15 protein-coding genes are annotated in these 20091 nt (G+C 46.0%); 10 read left to right on the forward strand and 5 right to left on the reverse strand.

Annotated elements, in window-relative coordinates:
- Positions 1-28: 28 nt before the first annotated feature.
- The 4 genes from QUA88_RS23415 (at position 29) to QUA88_RS23430 (ending at position 7031) form a co-directional block, all read left to right on the forward strand.
- Entirely contained in the window at positions 29-2131 is a 2103-nt protein-coding gene (locus tag QUA88_RS23415; protein WP_333274118.1) for an ATP-binding protein, read from the forward strand.
- 565 nt (positions 2132-2696) lie between these two features.
- Entirely contained in the window at positions 2697-4376 is a 1680-nt protein-coding gene (locus QUA88_RS23420) for an AarF/ABC1/UbiB kinase family protein (protein WP_333211784.1), read from the forward strand.
- A 353-nt stretch (positions 4377-4729) separates the two neighbouring features.
- Positions 4730-5818 (forward strand): galactose-1-phosphate uridylyltransferase, encoded by a 1089-nt coding sequence (gene galT / locus QUA88_RS23425; protein WP_333211782.1) that lies wholly within the window; start codon positions 4730-4732, stop codon positions 5816-5818.
- A gap of 100 nt (positions 5819-5918) precedes the next feature.
- Complete coding sequence (locus tag QUA88_RS23430; RefSeq protein WP_333263394.1) at positions 5919-7031, forward strand: M24 family metallopeptidase; 1113 nt, start codon at positions 5919-5921, stop codon at positions 7029-7031.
- Between the two features lie 391 nt (positions 7032-7422).
- Here the strand turns inward: QUA88_RS23430 and QUA88_RS23435 are convergent, their stop codons facing one another.
- The 3 genes from QUA88_RS23435 to QUA88_RS23445 form a co-directional block, all read right to left on the reverse strand.
- A complete protein-coding gene (locus QUA88_RS23435; protein WP_242725377.1) occupies positions 7423-7674 on the reverse strand; it encodes a TIGR02450 family Trp-rich protein in 252 nt (83 codons plus the stop codon).
- A 769-nt stretch (positions 7675-8443) separates the two neighbouring features.
- Positions 8444-8668 carry a hypothetical protein gene (locus tag QUA88_RS23440; RefSeq protein WP_006635912.1) on the reverse strand — a complete coding sequence of 75 codons (225 nt, stop codon included), beginning with the start codon at positions 8666-8668 and terminating at the stop codon, positions 8444-8446.
- Positions 8669-10156: 1488 nt separating this feature from the next.
- On the reverse strand, positions 10157-11989 hold the full coding sequence (locus tag QUA88_RS23445) for a peptidase C14 (RefSeq protein ID WP_333057680.1): 1833 nt from the start codon (positions 11987-11989) through the stop codon (positions 10157-10159).
- Between the two features lie 282 nt (positions 11990-12271).
- Between QUA88_RS23445 and QUA88_RS23450 the strand changes: the two genes are divergently transcribed.
- The 5 genes from QUA88_RS23450 (at position 12272) to QUA88_RS23470 (ending at position 16097) form a co-directional block, all read left to right on the forward strand.
- Positions 12272-12973, forward strand: coding sequence for a V4R domain-containing protein (locus QUA88_RS23450; protein ID WP_333057681.1), 702 nt, complete (start codon positions 12272-12274; stop codon positions 12971-12973).
- A 94-nt stretch (positions 12974-13067) separates the two neighbouring features.
- Positions 13068-13334, forward strand: a complete 267-nt coding sequence (locus QUA88_RS23455) for a hypothetical protein (RefSeq protein WP_333057683.1) — start codon at positions 13068-13070, stop codon at positions 13332-13334.
- Between the two features lie 170 nt (positions 13335-13504).
- Positions 13505-13975, forward strand: a complete 471-nt coding sequence (locus QUA88_RS23460) for a phycobilisome protein (protein ID WP_333057685.1) — start codon at positions 13505-13507, stop codon at positions 13973-13975.
- Between the two features lie 50 nt (positions 13976-14025).
- Entirely contained in the window at positions 14026-14688 is a 663-nt protein-coding gene (locus QUA88_RS23465; protein ID WP_333057688.1) for a V4R domain-containing protein, read from the forward strand.
- A 242-nt stretch (positions 14689-14930) separates the two neighbouring features.
- Positions 14931-16097 carry a pentapeptide repeat-containing protein gene (locus QUA88_RS23470; RefSeq protein ID WP_333274124.1) on the forward strand — a complete coding sequence of 389 codons (1167 nt, stop codon included), beginning with the start codon at positions 14931-14933 and terminating at the stop codon, positions 16095-16097.
- A 17-nt stretch (positions 16098-16114) separates the two neighbouring features.
- On the opposite strand, the gene QUA88_RS23475 is transcribed toward QUA88_RS23470, so the two are convergent.
- The gene (locus QUA88_RS23475; protein ID WP_333057690.1) at positions 16115-16585 is read right to left on the reverse strand and encodes a phycobilisome protein; all 471 of its coding nucleotides are present in this window, start codon (positions 16583-16585) and stop codon (positions 16115-16117) included.
- A gap of 38 nt (positions 16586-16623) precedes the next feature.
- Complete coding sequence (locus QUA88_RS23480; RefSeq protein ID WP_333057691.1) at positions 16624-17106, reverse strand: 2Fe-2S iron-sulfur cluster-binding protein; 483 nt, start codon at positions 17104-17106, stop codon at positions 16624-16626.
- A gap of 502 nt (positions 17107-17608) precedes the next feature.
- Between QUA88_RS23480 and QUA88_RS23485 the strand changes: the two genes are divergently transcribed.
- Positions 17609-19543 carry a serine/threonine-protein kinase gene (locus tag QUA88_RS23485; RefSeq protein ID WP_333057693.1) on the forward strand — a complete coding sequence of 645 codons (1935 nt, stop codon included), beginning with the start codon at positions 17609-17611 and terminating at the stop codon, positions 19541-19543.
- Positions 19544-20091 lie beyond the last annotated feature (548 nt).

Consider the following 20091-nt stretch of genomic DNA (forward strand, 5'->3'; position numbering starts at 1 on the left):
CTCAGTCCCAAAATTTCTGGATCGTCTTATGCAGTACCAGGTCGATCCTGCCCTTCTCGGGCGACAAATTTGCCAAATTCTCGCCACCAGCTTCGATCGAGAACTCCTGCTGCTGCAAATAGCCAATACTTTGGGGGCTGCATGGCGGGCAGATTTCTGTTTGGTTACTGCTGTGGTTGACCAGAAAGTAGTACATCCGAACGCTTACTGGCAAAATTGGAGCAATCTCCCTTATGTTGCGGATGTTGCCGATTCGACTCAAACACCGGAACACCCCCAAACTACAGGATTAAAACCGCCTAGCATATCACTCGAACATCCCGCTTGGGCAAACGTCCTAGCAAACGGAGAGATAGTGGTGATATCCGACTATCTTGATATTCCGGCAGCTTCATCGCCCAATTCCCCTGCGACTCCGCTGCCTTTTCGGGCAATTTTGGCAGGGCCTGCGCGATTTGGAGGGACTGTAAATGGCATGATAATTGTTGGTAAGTCGCAACCTTACGAGTGGTCGGTAGCCGATCGGCAGCGCCTGGAAGCAGCATCAGATGCGATCGGCAGCGCGATTTCTCACATTCAAAAAACTCAAGAAATTGCCAGCTTAAACGAACAGTTACAGCGACAAGCTAAATACAAAAATCTACTCAGGTTAGTTGCTGTCTCGCTCGGCACCAATTCAGAAGTCGATCGAATATTGCAGCAAGTTATTCAAAATACCGTCGATACCATGGAAGTAGATAGAGGCCAAATCCTCCTATTGAAATATACAGATCCTCTATTTACAACTCGCTCCCCCAATCAAACTCCCAAAGCGAAAGTCGAATTAGTTTGCGAATCGGTTGTAAAAAAAGATCCAAATAAACAGGCAATAACACAAAGCGCAGTCGAAAAAAAAAGCTCAACATCCAGAAGAAAAAACAAGGATAAAACTGCTAAGTCCCCATCCAAAATCCCCAACTCAAAACCAAATAACTATCCAGGTTTTTGGCTGTCAGAATCTAATTTGTGCCACCAAGCATTCCACAGTGCGCCCCGACCCCTAGCCCTCGCTGATGCAGGCGAATTAATCGCCAAAGAACAAGAAGTAGCCACAGAAATTTTGAAACTCCAAGGCATTCGCGGCTTGCTGCTGGTTCCCATCACGGGCGGTAGCTGCCACGAAACAGTTTTGGGTTTCTTGGTTTTGCAGCACTCGAAGCCGCGCACTTGGAACCCGGAAGAACTAGAAGTTCTCGAATCAGTCAGCGCTCAAGCGAGCAAGATGATGATCCAAACTCAAACGCTTAAGGAATTGCAAACCGTAGTCTTAGACAGAAACGCTCAGTTGCAGCAAAGTCTCGACGTGCAGGGGAAACTGTACGAACAATCTGCCAATCAGCTAGAGCAAATGCGGAAATTGAAGGTGGTTAAAGACGAGTTTCTCAGCACTCTGAGTCACGAGTTGCGTACCCCTTTAACAATCATGAAGCTGGCGATTCTGATGCTCAAACAAGCTGAACAGCCGTCAGCGAATCGGACTAAGTATCTCGACATTCTAGAACAGCAGTGTTCTAAGGAAACTGCTCTGGTTAACGATTTGCTGGCCCTCAAGCAGTTTGAGCCTCAGCAAGTCCCAATTTCTCTAATCAAAATCGATCTCAACCGTTTATTTCAAGATTTAGTTAGGGATTTTGAAAAACAGTGGGCGGATAAGCAATTGACTCTTAAGGTGGATTTGCCCAAATTGACCCCTTGCTGGGAAACTGACCCGGACATTCTCAATCGGGTACTGCTGGAACTGCTGACGAATGCTGGAAAATACTCTGCTTCTGGAACGGCGGTAGTTTTGGAAGTGTCTGAGGCAGTCGGTTATATTGTCCTGAGCCTTTCTAATTTCGGGCGTGGCATTTCTGCGGCTGATTTGCCCCACATCTTTGAGAAGTTCCGCCGTGGCACTGGCATTACTGACCAAGCTATCGCCGGTACGGGTTTGGGGCTGGCTCTGGTAAAGTGTTTAGTGCAGCACTTGAATGGTACTATTGATGTATCTAGCTGTCCGGCAGAAAGTTTAGAAGCTGACAATTTGTGGCGCACATCTTTTACTCTGACTCTGCCGCTATTTGCAGCGGAACTCTGTAATGTAGAAGAATAGTTCGGTTGAGAAGCTGCTCTTAATTGGCCGCGAACAGGCGAAACGACAAGACTTGCCAGAAGAGGGAGATTTGGAAATGTTGTAAACACTACCAAGTCCTCTGTTTTGAATTGTTTGTTTGGTTGCTGTCTAAATTGCCGGTTCTCGATTGCTGATTTTACCCAGGACTGATATTATGTCTGGTTATTGGGCAGTAATTAGCGCGTGTTTTTAGTGAGTACGACTGTCCTCTATTTATTAATTAATCAGGACTGGCATTACTTACTATGAACTTAATTATAATTGTATAGCCGGAGATGATACAGCACTTTCCAGGTAAGTGAAGTACAGAGAAACCGGGTTTCTTGAATAAAACCGGTTTCTGGCGAGAAATCCAGAAGAAACCCGGTTTCTGGGGTGTACTTTATAAACCTGGAATCCGCTGTATTACGCAGTATAGACCAAAGAAACTGAGTTTTTTAACTGTTTCAAAGGCCTGCAACCCGTCTTTTCGTACAAGCCGGTTTCTGCGTCCTGGATTGTCCCTAAAAATTGTCACGGTGCATGGAATTCGATCGCCAATATTATGCTCACAAAAGCTGCACCTAAAACCCTGCGTTGGCAACGTTCTAAATATTCGCCACTGGCACGGCAAATAGACATTTTTGCAGCGGCGGGAAAGTTTATGTTTTTTTTGTGGTGGGACGCACTGCTGCAAAATAATTCGCCTCAAACTAGAAGAATTCGCGCTCATTGGTTGGTCAATACTTTGCTGAATTTAGGCCCGACTTTTATTAAAATCGGGCAGTCTCTCTCGACTCGCGCAGATTTGCTGCCGCTTGAGTATGTCAAGGAACTCGAACAGTTGCAAGATCGGGTTCCTCAGTTTAGTTCCGAAGAGGCGATCGCTCTTGTAGAATCAGAGTTAGGCAAGGATATTTATGCTTTGTACCGCGATTTTGACCCGTCGCCACTGGCTGCTGCGAGTCTGGGACAGGTACACAAAGCAAGGCTGCACACCGGGGAAGATGTGATTGTAAAGGTGCAGCGTCCCGGTTTGGAAAGTTTATTTGATTTGGATGTCAAGGCGGTGCGCCAAGTGATGCGTTTTTGCGATCGCTATTTGCCTGGGACGCGCAAGTACGACCTAGAATCTATTTATCACGAGTTTTTTAAGATTTTATATCAAGAAATTGACTACCTGCAAGAAGGTAAAAATTCCGATCGCTTTAGCCAAAATTTTCGAGAATATCCTCAGATTATTGTCCCCAAAGTCTACTGGCAATACACTACTAAAAAAGTGCTAACTCTAGAATACGCACCAGGGATTAAGGTGGACGACCGCATTAGTTTAGAGGCGATTGGAGTCGATATTGTGAAGCTCAATCAACTTGGAATTTGCTGTTATTTGAAACAGTTGTTAATTGACGGTTTTTTTCAAGCTGACCCCCATCCGGGAAATTTGGCGGTGACAGAAGATGGTAGCTTGATTTTTTACGATTTTGGGATGATGGCGGAGGTGAAGTCTCTGGCTAAAGACCAAATGGTCAAAACGTTTTTTGCTGTGATGAGAAAGGATACTGACGAGGTACTCAATACTTTAATTACGATCGGCTTAGTTGAGCGGATGCCGGATATGATGCCGGTACGCAGGTTGATTGCTTTTCTGTTGGATAAGTTTATTGATAAGCCGATCGACTTTCAAGCTTTTAATGAAATTAAGAACGAACTTTACATCATGTTTGAGCAGCAACCGTTTCGCTTGCCTGCAGAAATGATGTTTATTGTCAAGTCCGTGACGACTCTCGACGGCATTGCTAGAACTCTCGACCCTGACTACAATTTCCTAGCATCCGCTCAGCCTTTTGTCAAGAGTATTGCGGTGAGCAAGGGGCGGGGAAATGCGATCGGAGAATTGGCAAGGCAAGCGCGAAGTTTTATTACATATAAGTTACGACAGCCGAGCAAATCGCAAGTTTATCTCAACCGTTTGGAGCAGCGAATTGAAGAGGGCGAACTGCAAATTAGAGTGCGAAATCTAGAGAGCGAAAGAGCCTTGAAACGCATTAATTTAGCCCTGAAAACTCTAATTTTCGCTTGTTTGACTGGTTTTGTCTTTTTGTCGGGTGCAGTGCTGCTAGTGGGCGGATATCAAACGGGGGCGATCTCCGCTTTTGCGGTTTCGGGATTCGGTGGTTTGTTTGTGTTGCGCTCGTTGTTAGACTTGTTGGTTAAGGAAAAGCTCGATCGAATAGTCGAGCGATAAATATACTGGGTAATTGGGAATTGCGATCGTAAGCTGCTACGCATTTAAATTGAATCCCGATCCGAGCTCTCCAGCCCGTTCTACAATAGCAGACGATCGGCTGAGGTTGGTACTGCCAACTAAGGATCGCGAATTAAATAATTTACACTCTTGAAAGTGGGATGGGCGTCCCGCCCGTCCAGAAAGGGCGGGCGGGACGCCCATCCCACAAGAACCATCACGCATTCTAAGTTATTTAATTCTCATTCTTAAACTTGTTAAAATAATTTGCGACTTTAGGTAGGGGCAGATTCTCAAAACACGAAGTTATACTCCTAACATATATTAAACGCGATCGCCCGCCCCTACAAAAAATGTACGCCCAAACATTGCTAAAACCAGACGGCCGCCCACTCACACTGTACAGCCGCTACCCAATCCCAAAAGGTATCGCGGCCGTAAGTCCCAGCAATGAACCCGTAGAGGCAAACCCGCACTTTCGGTGGCATCCTTTGCGGGGGGAATGGGTAGCATACGCCAGCCACCGTCAGGGAAGAACTTTCATGCCGCCGCCAGAATACAACCCGCTGGCTGCTACAATTAACCCTAAGTTTCCGACAGAATTGCCGCCGGGAGATTACGATGTAGCAGTGTTTGACAACCGCTTTCCCTCGCTGACTTTGCAAGCAAAAAACGCACCTGCAAATATTGTCGAAACTTTGCCAGCTAAAGGCATTTGCGAAGTCGTGGTTTTCACTCAAGATCCGCTGGCTTCCCTCGGTTCTTTGGAGTTATCTCATTTAGAATTATTGTTAGAAGTATGGGCCGATCGCACTTCAGTTATCGGCAGCAATCCCGAAATTGAATACGTCTTGCCCTTTGAAAATCGCGGCGTCGAAGTCGGAGTAACTTTGCACCATCCCCACGGTCAAATTTACGCTTATCCGTTCGTGCCACCGGTGCCGGCACGGATGTTAGAATGTCAATCGGTTTACTATCAAAAAAACAGTAGCGGTTTGCTGCAAGATTTGATTCAAAAAGAGATTTCCGACAACCAGCGAATTATTTATTTAGACGAAGAGGCGATCGCCTTTGTCCCCGCTTGTGCCCGCTACCCTTACGAAGTGTGGATTGCCCCGATCGCCCCCGCTGCTACATTTGTCGATTTGACCCAAAAACAGCGGCAATCACTCGCTAAAGCCTTAAAAACAGTCACCCTCAAATACGACGGTTTGTGGCATCGCCCGTTCCCTTATTTGATGGCTTGGTTTCAAGGGCCCACAGACGGGAAACCCCATCCAGAAGCGCATTTGCACGCCCAATTTTATCCGCCCTATCGATCGAGCGATCGGCTAAAATACCTAGCAGGAACCGAACTCGCCGCCGGAATGTTTGCAAACGACGCTTTACCCGAAGAAAAAGCTAAAGAATTGCAAGCAGTATCTATCGATTTTAGATTTTAGATTTTAGATTTTAGAGATTGTAGATTTTAGATTTAGCAAATGTTAACTAAAATCAGTGATTTTCTTCCTTCTTCCTTCTTCCTTCTTTCTTATTTCATATATGATAAACTCATTCAACAAAGAAGTCGATTTAAAACTCGAATTCATCCGCAAAGCCTTAACCGAAACAAAAGCGATCGCCCTTCGCTTGCGCGGTACAGACTGGTTTGCCTGGGCCACAGCCGGCGGTTCTCATACAGTATTGCTAACCGCAGAAACCGGAGTGGCAGAACTTTTAATTACCGCCGAAACAGCTTGGGTTCTCACCGATGAAATCGAAGCTCAACGCTTGCAGGACGAGGAATTGCCAGCCAACTTTCAAATGCACATCTATCCTTGGGCAGATGTTGCACAGCGCGAAGCTTTTGTCAAACAAATTACTGGTGGCGGTAACGTGATGAGCGATCGGCCAACTTCCCAAGAAATGCCAATAATCGCATCTTTACAGTCTCGCAAACAGACAATGATGTCAAGCGAATTAGAGCGATACCGGCGAGTCGGGCGTTTAGCCAGCGAAGCGATGACAGAGGTACTTTCCGCCGCCAAACCCACATGGACAGAATATCAGCTAGCGGGAGCCGGTGCAGAGGCATTGTGGGCGAGAGGTTTGCATCCAGCACTTACCTTAGTTGCTGGAGAAAGGCGTTTGCCGCTGTACCGCCACGCCACAGCAACCGCCGAACAAATTGGACGACAAGCAATGTTAGTATTTTGCGCCAGGGGAGGGGGTTTGTATGCAAATTTAACAAGATTTGTCTGTTTCGATTTTCTTGGGGAAAAGCATTCAGAGTTGCACCGAAAAGTTAGAGAAATTGAAGCAGCGGCGCTAAATTTGTGTCGGCCTGGAGTAACGCTGAATGCGGTTTACGATACGCTTAAAACTGCTTACGAAGAGCACGGATATCCTCAAGCAATTGCGGAACACCATCAAGGCGGAACTACCGGATATTTGGCGCGCGAAATTGTGGCGAATCCGGCTACTTCAGATATTTTGGCAGAAAATATGGCTGTGGCTTGGAATCCGAGTTTGTCGGGAGCAAAAATTGAGGATACGTTTTTAATTCACAGCGATGGAACTTTGGAAAATTTGACTTTTGATCCGAATTGGCCGAGTGTTGAAGTAGCCGGAAGGTTGCGCCCTGTGCCGCTGGAAATATGGGACGATCGACCTTAGTCAATCTCAAGCAGTACCGAGCGATGACAAACGCGCTGCAAACTTTTAGATGGAATTTATCTGGCGGCTTCTGTCATTTGGCTTAATTTAGTTAATCGGTAGGGTGTGTCGTTCCTTCATATTTGATAAATATGGCAGATTGACGGGTGGCGACGCACCAAACAGCAGGCGATCGCTCTTCTTGTGTTTACCACATATACATGGAATATGCTGTATGATTTTTCCCACCTAATTACTGAAGCAAAAACGCAGCTACATAAGGGTTTCCCGAACTTGTAGTCATGTAAAAGATTTTTCAAAACCGGGAAAGTCTCACTCCGTATTGGTTTGAATCGGAACGATAGCAGCAGGCGAGGGAACTTCCCCTCTCTCTACCCCACAGCCCTGTCTTTTAGTCGGCAGTTTCTAATTCCTCTAATTCTTGCGTAGACTGCCATCCAGCTTGCCAGAGCGATCGGTCTTTGAGCTGTGCGGCGTTCAGCCAAAAACGCACATTTGGATCGCAAGCCGCCACCATTTCTGCAAATACCCATTTACCTTCGTTTTTTCGGTTGACCACTTGAAAGTGTCGCCACCCCCAAGTTTTTTGGTGTGAAGTCCATCGGGAACCAACTAAATAAGGAAATTTTTGTTTTTTGCTCACAGTATTTTTGTGGAAAAATATATTAGAAAGCAAGTGAATTGTAATATAGCCATCCTAAATCCTTTGTGTCATTCTTGTAGGGGCAAAACCCCCGTGGTTGCCCCATGAGGCCAGGGTAGGCAAAGAAAGGTACTATCCCCTACATCTTGGTACGACTCCTGCAAGGATTGCTATAACTCGTTCTGTTTGATGATATTAATTCCCTATCAAAAGTCGTCCAATCCTCTCCCCCTCTCCCCTTCTCTCCCTCCCATCTCGAACATACCAAATAATATAGAGCCACTGCTGCTTACACGAGAGTTCACATAAACTCTATCTACAAGTAGATGCGTTTATTGTAACTTGCAACAGTTTCGCATCGGGTTCAAAAGTAAGGGCAGTTCAATGACTGCCCCTGTAATTAGTTATACCTATTGAATAGGATAATTTTTCAGGCGATCCACAAATAGCCTATTTATCCAATACCAGCTACATCGTGAATCTCAAATCTAAAAGCAAATAACCCAGGTTATAGTTGTGCAGAATAATCCTTTCTGTGAAACTTACTCAAATCTACTTTTAGAGCAGGTTTGACGTTCACTTCCTGCTTCTACCAAGGCGGTCGGCCGCTTCTTGTCCACAGGCGTGTTTTCGAGCCCAACTTTCCCTACAAACATTTTTTCAATCTTCATCGTGTTTCATTGATCCTGTACAGCTCAATAAAAACGCACTTTTAGGTAAGATTGACTAATTTCTTTGATTCTGTCGCTACCTCTTGATTACTTCCCTGTTAAGGCTTTTGGCCTGATAAGTCCAGAGGAAGTTGGGGAAGTCGGAGGCGAACCGCATTTGTTTGCAGCCAGAGAGTAATAGCGTGCTTCCGTTGCGGAGTCACGTACTCTCCTGGTCGGATCACGCCAGCACAGACGCCGATGTTTTTAATAAGGGTTTCTCGCTCCGATGAACTTGCACCCTGTAGCAACCTGACTTGGGCTTTGATAAAATCCACGTTCATAGCTGAAAGTAAAAGTAAGTAAAGAACTCAGTTAAATAGCGATGCTTTGATTCCGATTGTAACTCTAAAACCACTTGGTATGAATCAAATTGATTCAACATCCCCAGGATGGGGATCGGCGCGTCTAGAGCTAGCCAACTTTATTTACTTTATCTGTTTTTGCTAGCAAAAGTGTCACTATGCTAGCAGTTTTGGCAGAATTCTTTATAGTTAAGAACTGTTACAAATTTGGCTCGATTTCCACAATACGGCAGAGTTTAGTGCTAACGCTACTTTCCTGACCTCAAAAAGTTCAGCCTTGTCTCCAACTCCTTGCCTTCCTAGGTTTTAGACTCCCCGATTGGGAAGCGATGGCTCCGGGAACATTCCTATTCGATCGCCCCTCTTAACACCCCGACACTGCCACATCACCCTATTGATTTAGCTCGTCCTGTAGACTTAGCTGTGGACTATAACTTTAGGCATACGTGTTGTTACCGGGGCTACAATAAGCGAGCAAGTTTTTATTCTTGTTTCTCAAGGAAATATTTTTTGGATTTTCTTGCAAAGCCCTTATTTGTGTTAATTAAGGCAGCTTTGTGATCTCCGGGCCAACGAAGACTCGCAGCTTGCGAATCCAGATATTTTGTGCTGTGTGGCGGTGAATATGTTTCCTGAATTCATTGGGGGCGATCGCACGTCCGCGAGAATTGTCAGTAACGGCTCATTTTGTATAATTCATAACAGATAGGTCACTGTTCATAATTTAAAAACAGTACAAGTTTAAACAGTCTTCCATCCGTCGATCGCTCCTAAGAGTCTACCAAAATCGATAAAGAAATTAACTGTGCATAGCCGAGTTTTTATGACGAGTTTGCCCCATTGATTTGCATTAGGTAGCAATTATATGTAGCAAACCTTCTTACTAAATTAAGTTAAAAAAATATAACTTAATCTGATAATCACAAGTAATTAAATATACTGATTTTTTTCTAAATTTCAAATAAAAGCTATTTATTCATGATTTATTTATCATTTTTTAACTATATTTATACCCATCTTTTTTGTTAGAAAAATATTTTTTGACGGTAGAGGCTTCGGCTCAGAAAACTCTAGACGTGAATTTAAAATATTAATTAATCGGCGTTGCATAATTTGAAGATTATTTTGGGCATTAGGGTTGGGCGTCCCGCCTGCTGTGAAAATACACGCCTTCGGTCTCATAGCCCCATCCACAAAAAACATTAAAATCATTCCCCTATTATGCAACCCTCATTAACCAGCTCATACGATATCTTTCACTATACAAAAACGCACCGACCAGCCAACAGATAAAAACCCCTCCCGCAGAAGCTGGGAGGGGAAATGGCGAATAAAATTATTGGTTTTAAATTATCGATATGTAGGTCTCTTTTTTCAGTATCAAGAGGTATCGATCTAGCCAACGACTAATGTTGGTCAGTCGCTAAAATAATTTCCCGGTGGGAAACCGAGAAATTATCAACTAAATCAACTTTTTTTCTGCTGGCGTTGGAGCTTTGTTTTCCAATTGGCGATATCCTTCTGAGCCGGCTGATAACTCTTAGTACCCGACGGCACCAGCGAAGCAGCTTCAACTGCCTCTTTCAGCTTTCCTTGAGAGCCACGCAACTGAGCAATTTTGAGAATACTTTCGCTCCACTCTCCAATTAACTGTTGAGCTTCTTCATACTTCGGCTGACCTGGCTCAATTTTATTAGCTTGCTGGATGCCTTTACTGTAAGAAGAGGCAACCCCCCGCTTAATTTGACCCTTAGCAGCCGATAGCAAAGCAGCATTTACATCCTGGTCTTTGGATAGCTCCTCCCACTGAGCGATCGCCTGTTTCGACTGATTGTAAACAGGCTTATTGACATCCGGCATTAATTTAGCCGCCCCGATCGCCCCCTGGAAATCGCCCCGAGCAGCCCGCCCGTTAGCTATATCCAAAATCGTTAAACTCCAGCGCTCAATATCCTGCTGAGCCTGCGGGTAGAGCGGATCGCTAGCCGGAATCGTTCGAGCCTTAACCACCGCTTTATTAAAACTAGAAGCCGAACCATCCTTAAGGAAAGTTTTCGCCTCAGCCCACACCTGCTGGCTCGACGGTGGCTGCTTGGTTCCAGCCCCTGCTTGCACCGCCCGCGGTTGGTTCTGAGACCCCCCAGTACCAGTAGATTGTTGAGATCCAGAGTTTTGGGCATTTTCAGCAGGCGATCGAGGATCTCCTTCCTGCTGACCAATAAAAATTGATCTGTTCGTCACAAAAACACCCAACAGCAACACCAAAGCCGTAGCGGAACTCCACAAAACTAGCTGCTGCAAAAATGACTTATCCGACCCCCCTTTATCTTCATCCTCCGGCTTTTGCAAGTTCGGTCGATCGCCTCCCCCATCAGCAGGAACCACGGCCTTCGGCTGCGACACAGGCGGCATCTCAACCGACGAATCCTGAGCGTTGCGAACTGCAGGAGGCAGATCCATTCGATCCCTAGCCGTCGCCATTTGCGGGCGATCTAACCCATCAGCCGTACCAACCGTCATATTGCCGTTGCGTCCGGCCAACGCAGCAGTTGGTACCCCTACATCGGGCAAAATCACCAAATTAGCCTTTCCTGGAGGATTCACCACCATCAAAGGTTCTTGTTTCGGACGCAAATGGTGGTCACACAGCTCAGGCAGTCGATCGCTCAAAAAACGGTCTAAACCCTTAATCGTCATGCACTGTCCCGAGCGTAGCCCCTCCAAAAGCGCCGTCGTAAAAAACCCCTGACGCAAAGCCGAAGTTTCCCGCGAAACTTGATTCGGGCGGCAAGAAAGCACCGTTGGGATTTCCAGTTCCCGCGCCAGCTCGACCGTTTGAGAGCCGATCGTTTCCCCCGCTTTCAAAATCTGGCTGCGGTTCATATCAACCAGCACCAATACAGTTTCCGTAGGAGCGTTTTTCAGAGTATTCAACAGCAACTCTACCGGAATCCCCGTACCCTTAATGTCAGCCGGATTGCCGTCAATCGGCATCAAATAATCCTTACCTTCATAGCTGACACCGTAGCCGCTAAAAAAACACCAGAGTAAATCTCCCTTTTGCACATGTTCCCCGCAGAGGCTTTGGGTCAATCTCAGAATATTTTCCCGATTTGGATATGTAGATTGACCCCACAGCGACGGCGAGCTATCGGTCATCAGCAGACATCCCTCCGGCGCAAAACCCGCATCCTCAGTCAAAAAACCGTACAATGCCTCTGCATCCTCTTGGGCATAACTCAAAGGCTGGAGTAACTGATATTGATTGATGCCTATTGCAATACAAGCGTGATTTTTCATCCCCATATGCCCTATATATATAGTGGACTGCTTGCACAAAACGATAACACATAGCCGCTGAAGGTTATACCCACTTTCGCCAGCACTCAGAGAGCAGTTGTCCGAAGGCAGAACTCCCAACAAGCGCCCAAATTTAGCATCCTAGAAATTTTAATTTTTATATTGCAGTAAAAAATTCTCCCCTGTGTCTACCTTTAGAAAAATAAAGTTAAATTGGATACACAGGCCAGTCTATTTGACTCTAATTTTCACCAAACTACATCAAAAAGGAATAACCCGCCAATGGTCTCTACCGCGAAAAAAGAAATCTCCCCCCACAGCGAATCGTTACTAAAGCAACATCATCCTAAAACTCATAGCCACTATAGATTTCAGGATTTTTTTGCCTTCGATCGCCAGATGGGCACAATTGACGACTGGAACGAGTCGCGCAACATTTTTACAAGCGAAGACTTCATTATTGGTTTGGTGGAGGGACTCGAAGAAGAAGTCGGCCCTGCGTCCTCTGTCATCATGTATACTATTGGTTGCCAATGGGGACTCCAAGATTCCGAATTTTTTCAAAAATGGTTTAGTGCCGAATACAGCCAGAACATTCGCCAGTCAAATCTCATGTTTCTGCTAGAAACTTGGTGGTGGCCTTTCACAGCTCAAGGTTGGGGTCGCTGGGAAGTGGACATGAGCGATCGCAAACACGGCTGTATCTTCATCAACCTTTTTGACTCAGCAGTTGCTCGAACTTTGGGCGACGTAGGCAAACCGGTTTGTCACCTATACGCCGGTTTGTTCGCCGGTTTCTTTGGCTCTTTAGTCAAAAAGCCTCTGAGCTGCATAGAACTCCAATGTTACTCAATGGGAGAAACCTATTGCAAGTTTCTGCTTGGCAACCCAGATAAAATTGATGCAGCAGCATTCTGGCTCAACGAAGGTGCCAACGCCCGCGATATTCAAAATCGACTGCAACACGGTGAAATATTGCGGTAAACAACCTGGAAAGGCACATTCCCTGCCCTGCCTTTCCTCCCACCAATTTCGCGATCGAAAGTGCAATGGTGGATTTCTCCAGGCAGGAAGAAAGATGAAAAGTCAAACTTCATGGTTGGGCCAATCCGTCCAAGAATTCTTTGGTCACTATAATTGGCTGGGAAAATCTTTAGAAACCCCAACTGGCTCGAACCCCGGTCAACTTCTGAGTTTAACCCAGCCAGTAGCAGACTTTTTTCAAGCTATTTCTTGGGAAGGAATTCCGGAAGTAGGTGCCCTACCCCTACCGCCACCCTTGCCAGTAATTTCTATTACTGAACAAGCAGAAGTCACCATTGATGACCTATTCGATATGTTTTAATCTGTCTAGGGAATAGAACATGAAAAATAGAGCAATCCCTCATCCATCTTCCCTCACCCCTCTTTTCTCATCCTTCAAAATCCCTCCGTTAAATCCGTTAAATCCCGTACACTGCTCGTTGCCGAACTTCCTTCCTTTTATCAATTACCGATTACCACTTAATTAAAATCATGCACCCTGAGATTGAGGCGCTGCTGGATCAGGCAGAAAACCGCTTTTTAAAAGGCGAAGAACTCCTAGCTTTTAAGCGTCAAGCTGTAACCCTTGTTCAGCGCTTAAAAATTTACGAATTTTTGCGAGAGAAGGAAGCAAGCATCTTCCAACCAGTAGCCAACCAACTACAAGAAACATTCCCCGACGAAAAACAAGAAACCTTAGAACGATCGCTCAAACACTGGGTGTTAGTCTTGCGGTACTGCGCTATGGCTATGCTGCTGAACGATCAAAATTTTCTCGAACAGCGCCTTGTAGACTGGCTTTCCGGCATAGTCGAAGCCCACCAAACTCAAAAAATCGAAGCAACTGTTTGCAATCTGCTGCAAACTCGTTTAAAAGAATTGCTTTCCGAGCAAGCCCGGGCTATATTGCAACCATTTTTCGACCAAGCACAGTCAATTATTATTGATCAAGGTAATAAATAATCAGCTTTCTTCCCAATTTCCAATTCCCGATTCCCAATTCCCAATTCCCGATGATTAATATTGCCGACTTACTCAAACAGCCCCGACTCCCTGGAAACTACTTTGCCAGCGATGCCTACGTCCGAGGCGACCTCGAACTCGGCCTCCTCGAAAACCGACGGGGCGATCGGCTCTTAGCACTTCCAGAAACACTGATTCAAGCCATTTATATCGGCTTAGAACAAGAAACAGGTCAAGCCTCCCGCCTCGTGCTTTTCAACTGCGGTCGCTGGTGGGGTAAAAACTTCTACGTGCGTTTTTGCGAAGAAGTCAGCGAATACTACGGTCAGCCAGTTTCTGAAATGGAAATGGTAGAATTTCTTCAGTCCTTACAGCAGTGTTGGAAAACTCATGGATGGGGAACATTTGATCTAGACCCCAGCTATTCCGAACATGGATTCTTAATAGTAAAAATTGCTAACTCTCTTTTTGCTAAAACAGCCCCCAAGTCTAAGCGACCAGCCTGTTTTTTAGAAGCAGGTATTTTAAGTTCGTTCTTTAGTCAGCTTACGGGTCGAGAACTTCACTGCCTGCAAACATCCTGCGAATCATTGGGTTCGGACTGCAACCGCTTTATTTTAGGGCTGCGCGATCGCCTCCAACCAGCAGATTCTATGGTCGAAGAAGGAAAAGACCATGAAGCTATTATCACTCAACTTTTCCAAAAAAACTGACTTATTTGACAGCTATTACTTTGTTTCTAATAGCTGTCAAAATGATTTTTTGGTAGTCATATTATCCACCGTATCATCAAAACTGTGAGTTAAATTATAAAAAAGCTCCTAAGTCAAAAAATTAGGTTTTAGCAATTTAAATAAAACCTGATTATAACTAGCAGCAATAAAATTCATAACTTACTCTAGAAATTCCTAAAATTTAAAAGCAATCAAAACCTCAAATATTTTGCTAGAACTTAATGGACGCCAATGAACTTCTAACTCGATATGCAGCCGGCGAAAGAGATTTTAGACTGGCAAATCTGCGCGGTATTGTGTTGAGTCCGATGGATTTATACCGTTCCAGCGATGCCCCAACTCTAATTTTGGCAAACCTCAACCAACACCAGCAACGACCCTACTTAATCGGTGCTAACCTCAGCGGGGCAGACCTCACCAAAGCCCATCTGAGTCGAGCCAACCTCAGCAAAGCTGACCTCAGCGGAGCCAATCTCACCGGCGCCAACCTCATGGCAGCAAGTCTGAGTGGAGCCAATCTCATCGGAGCCAATCTCACCGGCGCCAACCTAGCCGGATCTCATCTGAATTGGGCAAACCTGACCGGAGCAATTCTTCCCAATGCTAATCTCATAGGTGCAGATATGAGCGCCGCTAACCTCACCAAAGCCGTTCTCACTCAGGCCAATCTCAGTAAAGCCTATCTGATTAAATCCAATCTCAACGGAGCAAACTTCAAAGATGCTTACTTAAGTCTAGCGAGTCTCAAAGAGGCAGACTTGACCGAAGCACAGCTCACCGGAGCCGAATTATCCAAAGCCAACCTAGCCGGAGCCAACTTAACCCGCGCTAACCTCAGCAAAGCCAACCTGTTGAAAGCTAATCTCAGGCGGGCTAACCTCACTCAAGCCTATTTAAACGGCGCGTGCTTGATCGGATCAGACCTTAGCGAAGCTTGCTTGGATAGAGCCAATATGTGCAAAGCAGACCTCAGCAAAACCTATCTGAGAAACATTACTTTGAATGGTAGCCACTTAAGCGGTATTAACCTCAGCGGAGCCGACCTCAGCGGTGTAGACTTGAGCCGCAAACTTTTAACTGGAATTAATATGGCAGAGGCATTGTTGAATGAAGCCAACTTAAGCGGTGCTTATCTGATGGAAGCTAACTTGAGCGGAGCCAACCTCAGCAAAGCCAACCTGAGTCTAGCCTACCTGATCAATGCCGACCTGTCTAATTCTTGCCTGCATGAAATTAACTTGACCAAAGCTAACCTGAGTAAAGCCAACTTGCAGAAAGCTGACTTGACAGGAGCCAACCTCCGGGGAGCGATTCTCACTGAGGCGGATTTGACGGGAGCGAAGTTGATTGGAGCCACTCTTCCTAACGGCACAGTTTATCGGCGTTAACTGGTCAACCCCCTTGATTATTTGCCGAGTAATGTGCGGTTAATGTCCAGAATCGGAAAAAATAGGTTCCTTTCTTCCACCGTGAGATATTGCTTGAGGACCTTTTTCATCACATCGTAGGTCACGGTCGCAGTATTTCTAACTTGAACAGCGCCTAAAATAGTTTGCAACCAAAGTAGTAGCCGATCGCGCAACCGTTCAGTATCATTAATCAACAGTGCTGCCGCCGAATGCCTCAACACCCGCACAATATCTCCACGGCACTTTTCAGTCATATCGTTAGCCCCCCGCCTAAATAAACTAGGGTCTAGAGACAGCATTTGTGCTTCCACTTGCCGCATAATTTCTGTTTCAGAGGCTTGAATTTTTTTATAAGCACTCATCCGGTGATTCAAAGACTGAAAGTAGTCTTTCAAAAATTGGAGTTCTTCGGCACTGGCGTAGCGTCCGTCTGTTTCCGTGCTCAAACGCGCAAGTTGGCTCAACATAGATTCTTCTCTACTACTAAAATACAAACATATCAGTTTTAAGCTTCTTTAGTGCGAACTAAATACTGTCCTACTTGAAAGCGGGTTTCATTAAGCTGTGTAACGATAGAACGAGTAATTAACTTTCCTGATTCTACAACTACTTGACCCGTAATTGGGTGTAATAAATCTTGCTGGGCTCGGCGGCCGATCAGAGCTTCGACATTTTCAATAGCATTAATATACATCCCCGCAGGCAACTCTACAACCACACCCTCGCCCATAATTTGAGCCTGACAAGCAAGTCGCGAATTGGCTTTAGCCGTAGTAATGACTTCCAACGTCCTTTTCTCGCGGCGGTTCATGTCCGACAAGCCTTCCATGCCTTCTTTAATGTAAACATGGCAGGTAGCGCACATTCCCCGCCCCCCGCATTCCTTGAGAACGTCTAAGTCTTTGGAAAGTAAGGCAGACAGGATATTCGATCGGGTTTCGACTGCTATTTCCTCCGCAATTGGATCTAGTTTAATAATTTTAACCATATTGATGTTTGCTCCTGTCAAGTTCAGTATTTAGCAAGTTACGATCAACTTATTCAAAGCGCAAATAAATTTAGCTAACACTCAAAAAGGTTAAGATGCCTTGACCACAGCATCGGCTTGTGGCTCTCTAACCCCTATGGCATAACCGCACTTCTGTTTTGCTCCTATCGCTGTTTCCTCGCCCCGATTCCCCAGCTTAGCCTTGAAAAGCTAAAACCTTAGAAACTTTCTGGAGGGCATTGAAAAAACTGTAATAGTCGCGATCGACTAAAATAGCAGCCACAGGTAGTTCCCGATCGGGTACAGGCATCCGGCAAGATTGATAGTGATTCCGAAGCTCAAGGATTTTAGTAGGTGCGACTGTGCGATCGCTCTCAAGGAGGCTGAGAATGAACCTGAGATAACATAGGCTGTACCTGGCGAGCGATTCAAAAATTTGAATTTTTGTCAGAATTATTTACATATTTTAATACTAGCTCAAGCTTTTTCTATAATTAGACCGATGCAACATTCTAAGTACCGCATTTTAGGGCTAGTCGGACAAGGACAATTTGGTCGAGTCTTTTGTGCCAGCGTTCGAGAAGCTCCCGCCCAGGACTCCCGCCTCACCAGCCAACTGGTTGCTCTCAAAGAACTTAGTCATCAAAAAGCCCCAACTAGCGAATTCTTGCGAGAGCTGTGGTTTCTGATCACCTTGCAGCACCCGAACATCGTTACCTGCCGTGCTCTAGAACACACAGCTACAGGCAGGTACTTGGTTATGGACTACTGCGAGGGAGGAACCCTCCGCAACCTGCTCAAACAAGAGCGCCCCTTGCGTCTGCTCGAAGGTTTGCAGCTAGTCATGGAAGTTTTAGCCGGCTTAGACTACGCCCACCGCCGAGGCGTAGTTCACTGCGACATCAAACCCGAAAATATCCTCCTAACTTTAGGGGCCAAAGGTTGGTCGCCCCGGCTGTCTGACTTTGGCATCGCGCGTCGGCTGCCAGAAATTGGTACCACTCGCCTCCACCAAGAACTTTCTCCCGACGCTACCGTCGGTTCCCCCGCTTACATGGCCCCTGAGCGGTTTTACGGTCTTTTTTCTCCGATGTCAGATATATATGCAGTAGGAATTCTGCTGTTTGAATTGCTAATGGGCTACCGCCCTTTCGGGGGAACCCCCGGAGACTTGAGGTGGGCCCACCTCAATCAACGCTTGCAATTTCCAGACGCCATCCCCGAACCTTTGCAAGCAATAGTCAAAAAATCTTTAGAAAAGCTGCCAGCCCGCCGTTTTGCCAGTGCTTCCCAAATGGCTCAAGCTCTGCGGCTGATCATGTACGACCCCGCTGTCAGGCAATTGGGCGACTGCATTATTCCCTGGGAAAATCCCACAAGTGGTGATAAAAGTCTGAAGTCGGAAACTGACTCTTTGCTGGAAGTTGAAGAGGAAAAAGTATCACAGTCGGCTATTAATTTACTTCGGACTGTGCGCTATTCGCTTTCGCAGCCCAAGCCACTGATACTTCCTGCACCGTTGACCGCTTTAATTGCCACTGAAACCTATCTCTATGCTGCTGTAGGTACAGAGGTCAAGGTTTGGTCTCAGCCGGGAAAACAGCTAGTTACAGGAGAAATGTCTACTTCGATTTCATTAATGGCGGAAATCGTGCGCGGCATTTTACCTGTTTCCAACGGCTGCTGCGTTCTCACTCCCCAAAAACTTTACTGGCTCAATGAGCGATCTTGGGAGCCTCAGTGTTTACTGGATATGGGTTTGAGGCAAGGGCCAGATTCTTTAAAAGCTGCTGTAGACTCTCGCGGCAACTGGTTGACAGTAGCGGTTCCCGGCGAACTGCGTTTTTATTCTTTAGCTGGAAACAGCACGGCGGGCGATCAGAAAAAAGCCCTGAAGCTGATCGCTACTGTGCCGTTACCAGAACACTATTTACCAGAATTAATGTTTCTGGATCGGCGACACGTCTTAGCAGTTTGGCCGGATAACGAACCAAAAAATCCCCAAACTATTTTTAGAGTTTACACTCGCCGCGGCACCCCTGTGGGTTCTGTGCGGTTGTCGGCCAGCGTCGGACAGATGCTGTTGACACCTGAGCCTTATACTTTGCTGGGAATTCCTCAAGGTGGTAAAGCGGCGGTGCTGTTGATGAAATTGTGGCCGCTCAAGGTAGCGCGAATTCCTCTTGAAACTTTGCCCGTGTCTGCTTGTGTGGCTAATTGGGGATGGGTATTGGCAGATGTTGGGGGCCAGATAGAAGTGTTAAACAGTCAAGGGATTCAAGTAGGGAATTTTAGCAGCCCTGCCTCACCGCGGGCGATAGCTCCTTGGGGGAATAGAGGTTTGGTGATTGCTGTCAATACTGAGGAAGAGAGTCACTTGCACTTTTTAGATGTAGATGTTGAGGAGACCAACTCGCGCTCGCTCATCAAAGGCTGATAACTGGCGTAACTAAAGGAGTTTGGGGGTGTAATTCAGGAGAGTGTATTTGCGGGCGATCGATTCCTGGGAGTTCGATCAGGGTTAGAGTACCGTGTCGTGTCAACTTCTGGATTTTGAGTCAGAGGAATTGTTAAGGGCGATCGGCTCAATCTGAGATCCAAACCTCCCTCAGTAAAGTCCCAGAAATGCACACACCACTTACATATATATGACTCATGCACCAGCCTGCTTCTGTCATCCTCACCCAGTGCTCCAGCCTCACCCCTTACACTCTAACTTTGCCTAACCTCTACTCCAAGTAAGCCCCATCATGTTGAACCACTGAGTCCTTATACCCATGCGGGGGAAATAGTCCGCCCCAAAGCCGTATTTGGGCCGAAAAAAAGACCCCATAGTTAAAAGAGGAGTCAGCCAGGGGATACCGGAGCAGGCGATAAATGTCGAAACCCTTGGTGTGTATAGCTTTCCAAAAAAGTCAAAAATATTTTCACAAAACGCTTGACAACTCTGGGGAGAGTTGATACATTAATAAAGCGCCAGAAGGG

Origin of the sequence: Microcoleus sp. D3_18_C2 (genome assembly GCF_036702395.1) — a bacterium.
Taxonomy (GTDB): Bacteria; Cyanobacteriota; Cyanobacteriia; order Cyanobacteriales; family Microcoleaceae; genus Microcoleus.

Coding starts and splice junctions, on each gene's coding strand:
- QUA88_RS23450 (WP_333057681.1), top strand. CDS start 12,272: ATGGTCTCTACCGCGAAAAAAGAAATCTCCCCCCACAGCGAATCGTTA.
- QUA88_RS23420 (WP_333211784.1), top strand. CDS start 2,697: ATGCTCACAAAAGCTGCACCTAAAACCCTGCGTTGGCAACGTTCTAAA.
- QUA88_RS23475 (WP_333057690.1), bottom strand. CDS start 16,585: ATGTTGAGCCAACTTGCGCGTTTGAGCACGGAAACAGACGGACGCTAC.
- galT (WP_333211782.1), top strand. CDS start 4,730: ATGTACGCCCAAACATTGCTAAAACCAGACGGCCGCCCACTCACACTG.
- QUA88_RS23415 (WP_333274118.1), top strand. CDS start 29: ATGCAGTACCAGGTCGATCCTGCCCTTCTCGGGCGACAAATTTGCCAA.
- QUA88_RS23470 (WP_333274124.1), top strand. CDS start 14,931: ATGGACGCCAATGAACTTCTAACTCGATATGCAGCCGGCGAAAGAGAT.
- QUA88_RS23440 (WP_006635912.1), bottom strand. CDS start 8,668: ATGAACGTGGATTTTATCAAAGCCCAAGTCAGGTTGCTACAGGGTGCA.
- QUA88_RS23455 (WP_333057683.1), top strand. CDS start 13,068: ATGAAAAGTCAAACTTCATGGTTGGGCCAATCCGTCCAAGAATTCTTT.
- QUA88_RS23430 (WP_333263394.1), top strand. CDS start 5,919: ATGATAAACTCATTCAACAAAGAAGTCGATTTAAAACTCGAATTCATC.
- QUA88_RS23445 (WP_333057680.1), bottom strand. CDS start 11,989: ATGAAAAATCACGCTTGTATTGCAATAGGCATCAATCAATATCAGTTA.
- QUA88_RS23460 (WP_333057685.1), top strand. CDS start 13,505: ATGCACCCTGAGATTGAGGCGCTGCTGGATCAGGCAGAAAACCGCTTT.
- QUA88_RS23485 (WP_333057693.1), top strand. CDS start 17,609: ATGCAACATTCTAAGTACCGCATTTTAGGGCTAGTCGGACAAGGACAA.
- QUA88_RS23480 (WP_333057691.1), bottom strand. CDS start 17,106: ATGGTTAAAATTATTAAACTAGATCCAATTGCGGAGGAAATAGCAGTC.
- QUA88_RS23465 (WP_333057688.1), top strand. CDS start 14,026: ATGATTAATATTGCCGACTTACTCAAACAGCCCCGACTCCCTGGAAAC.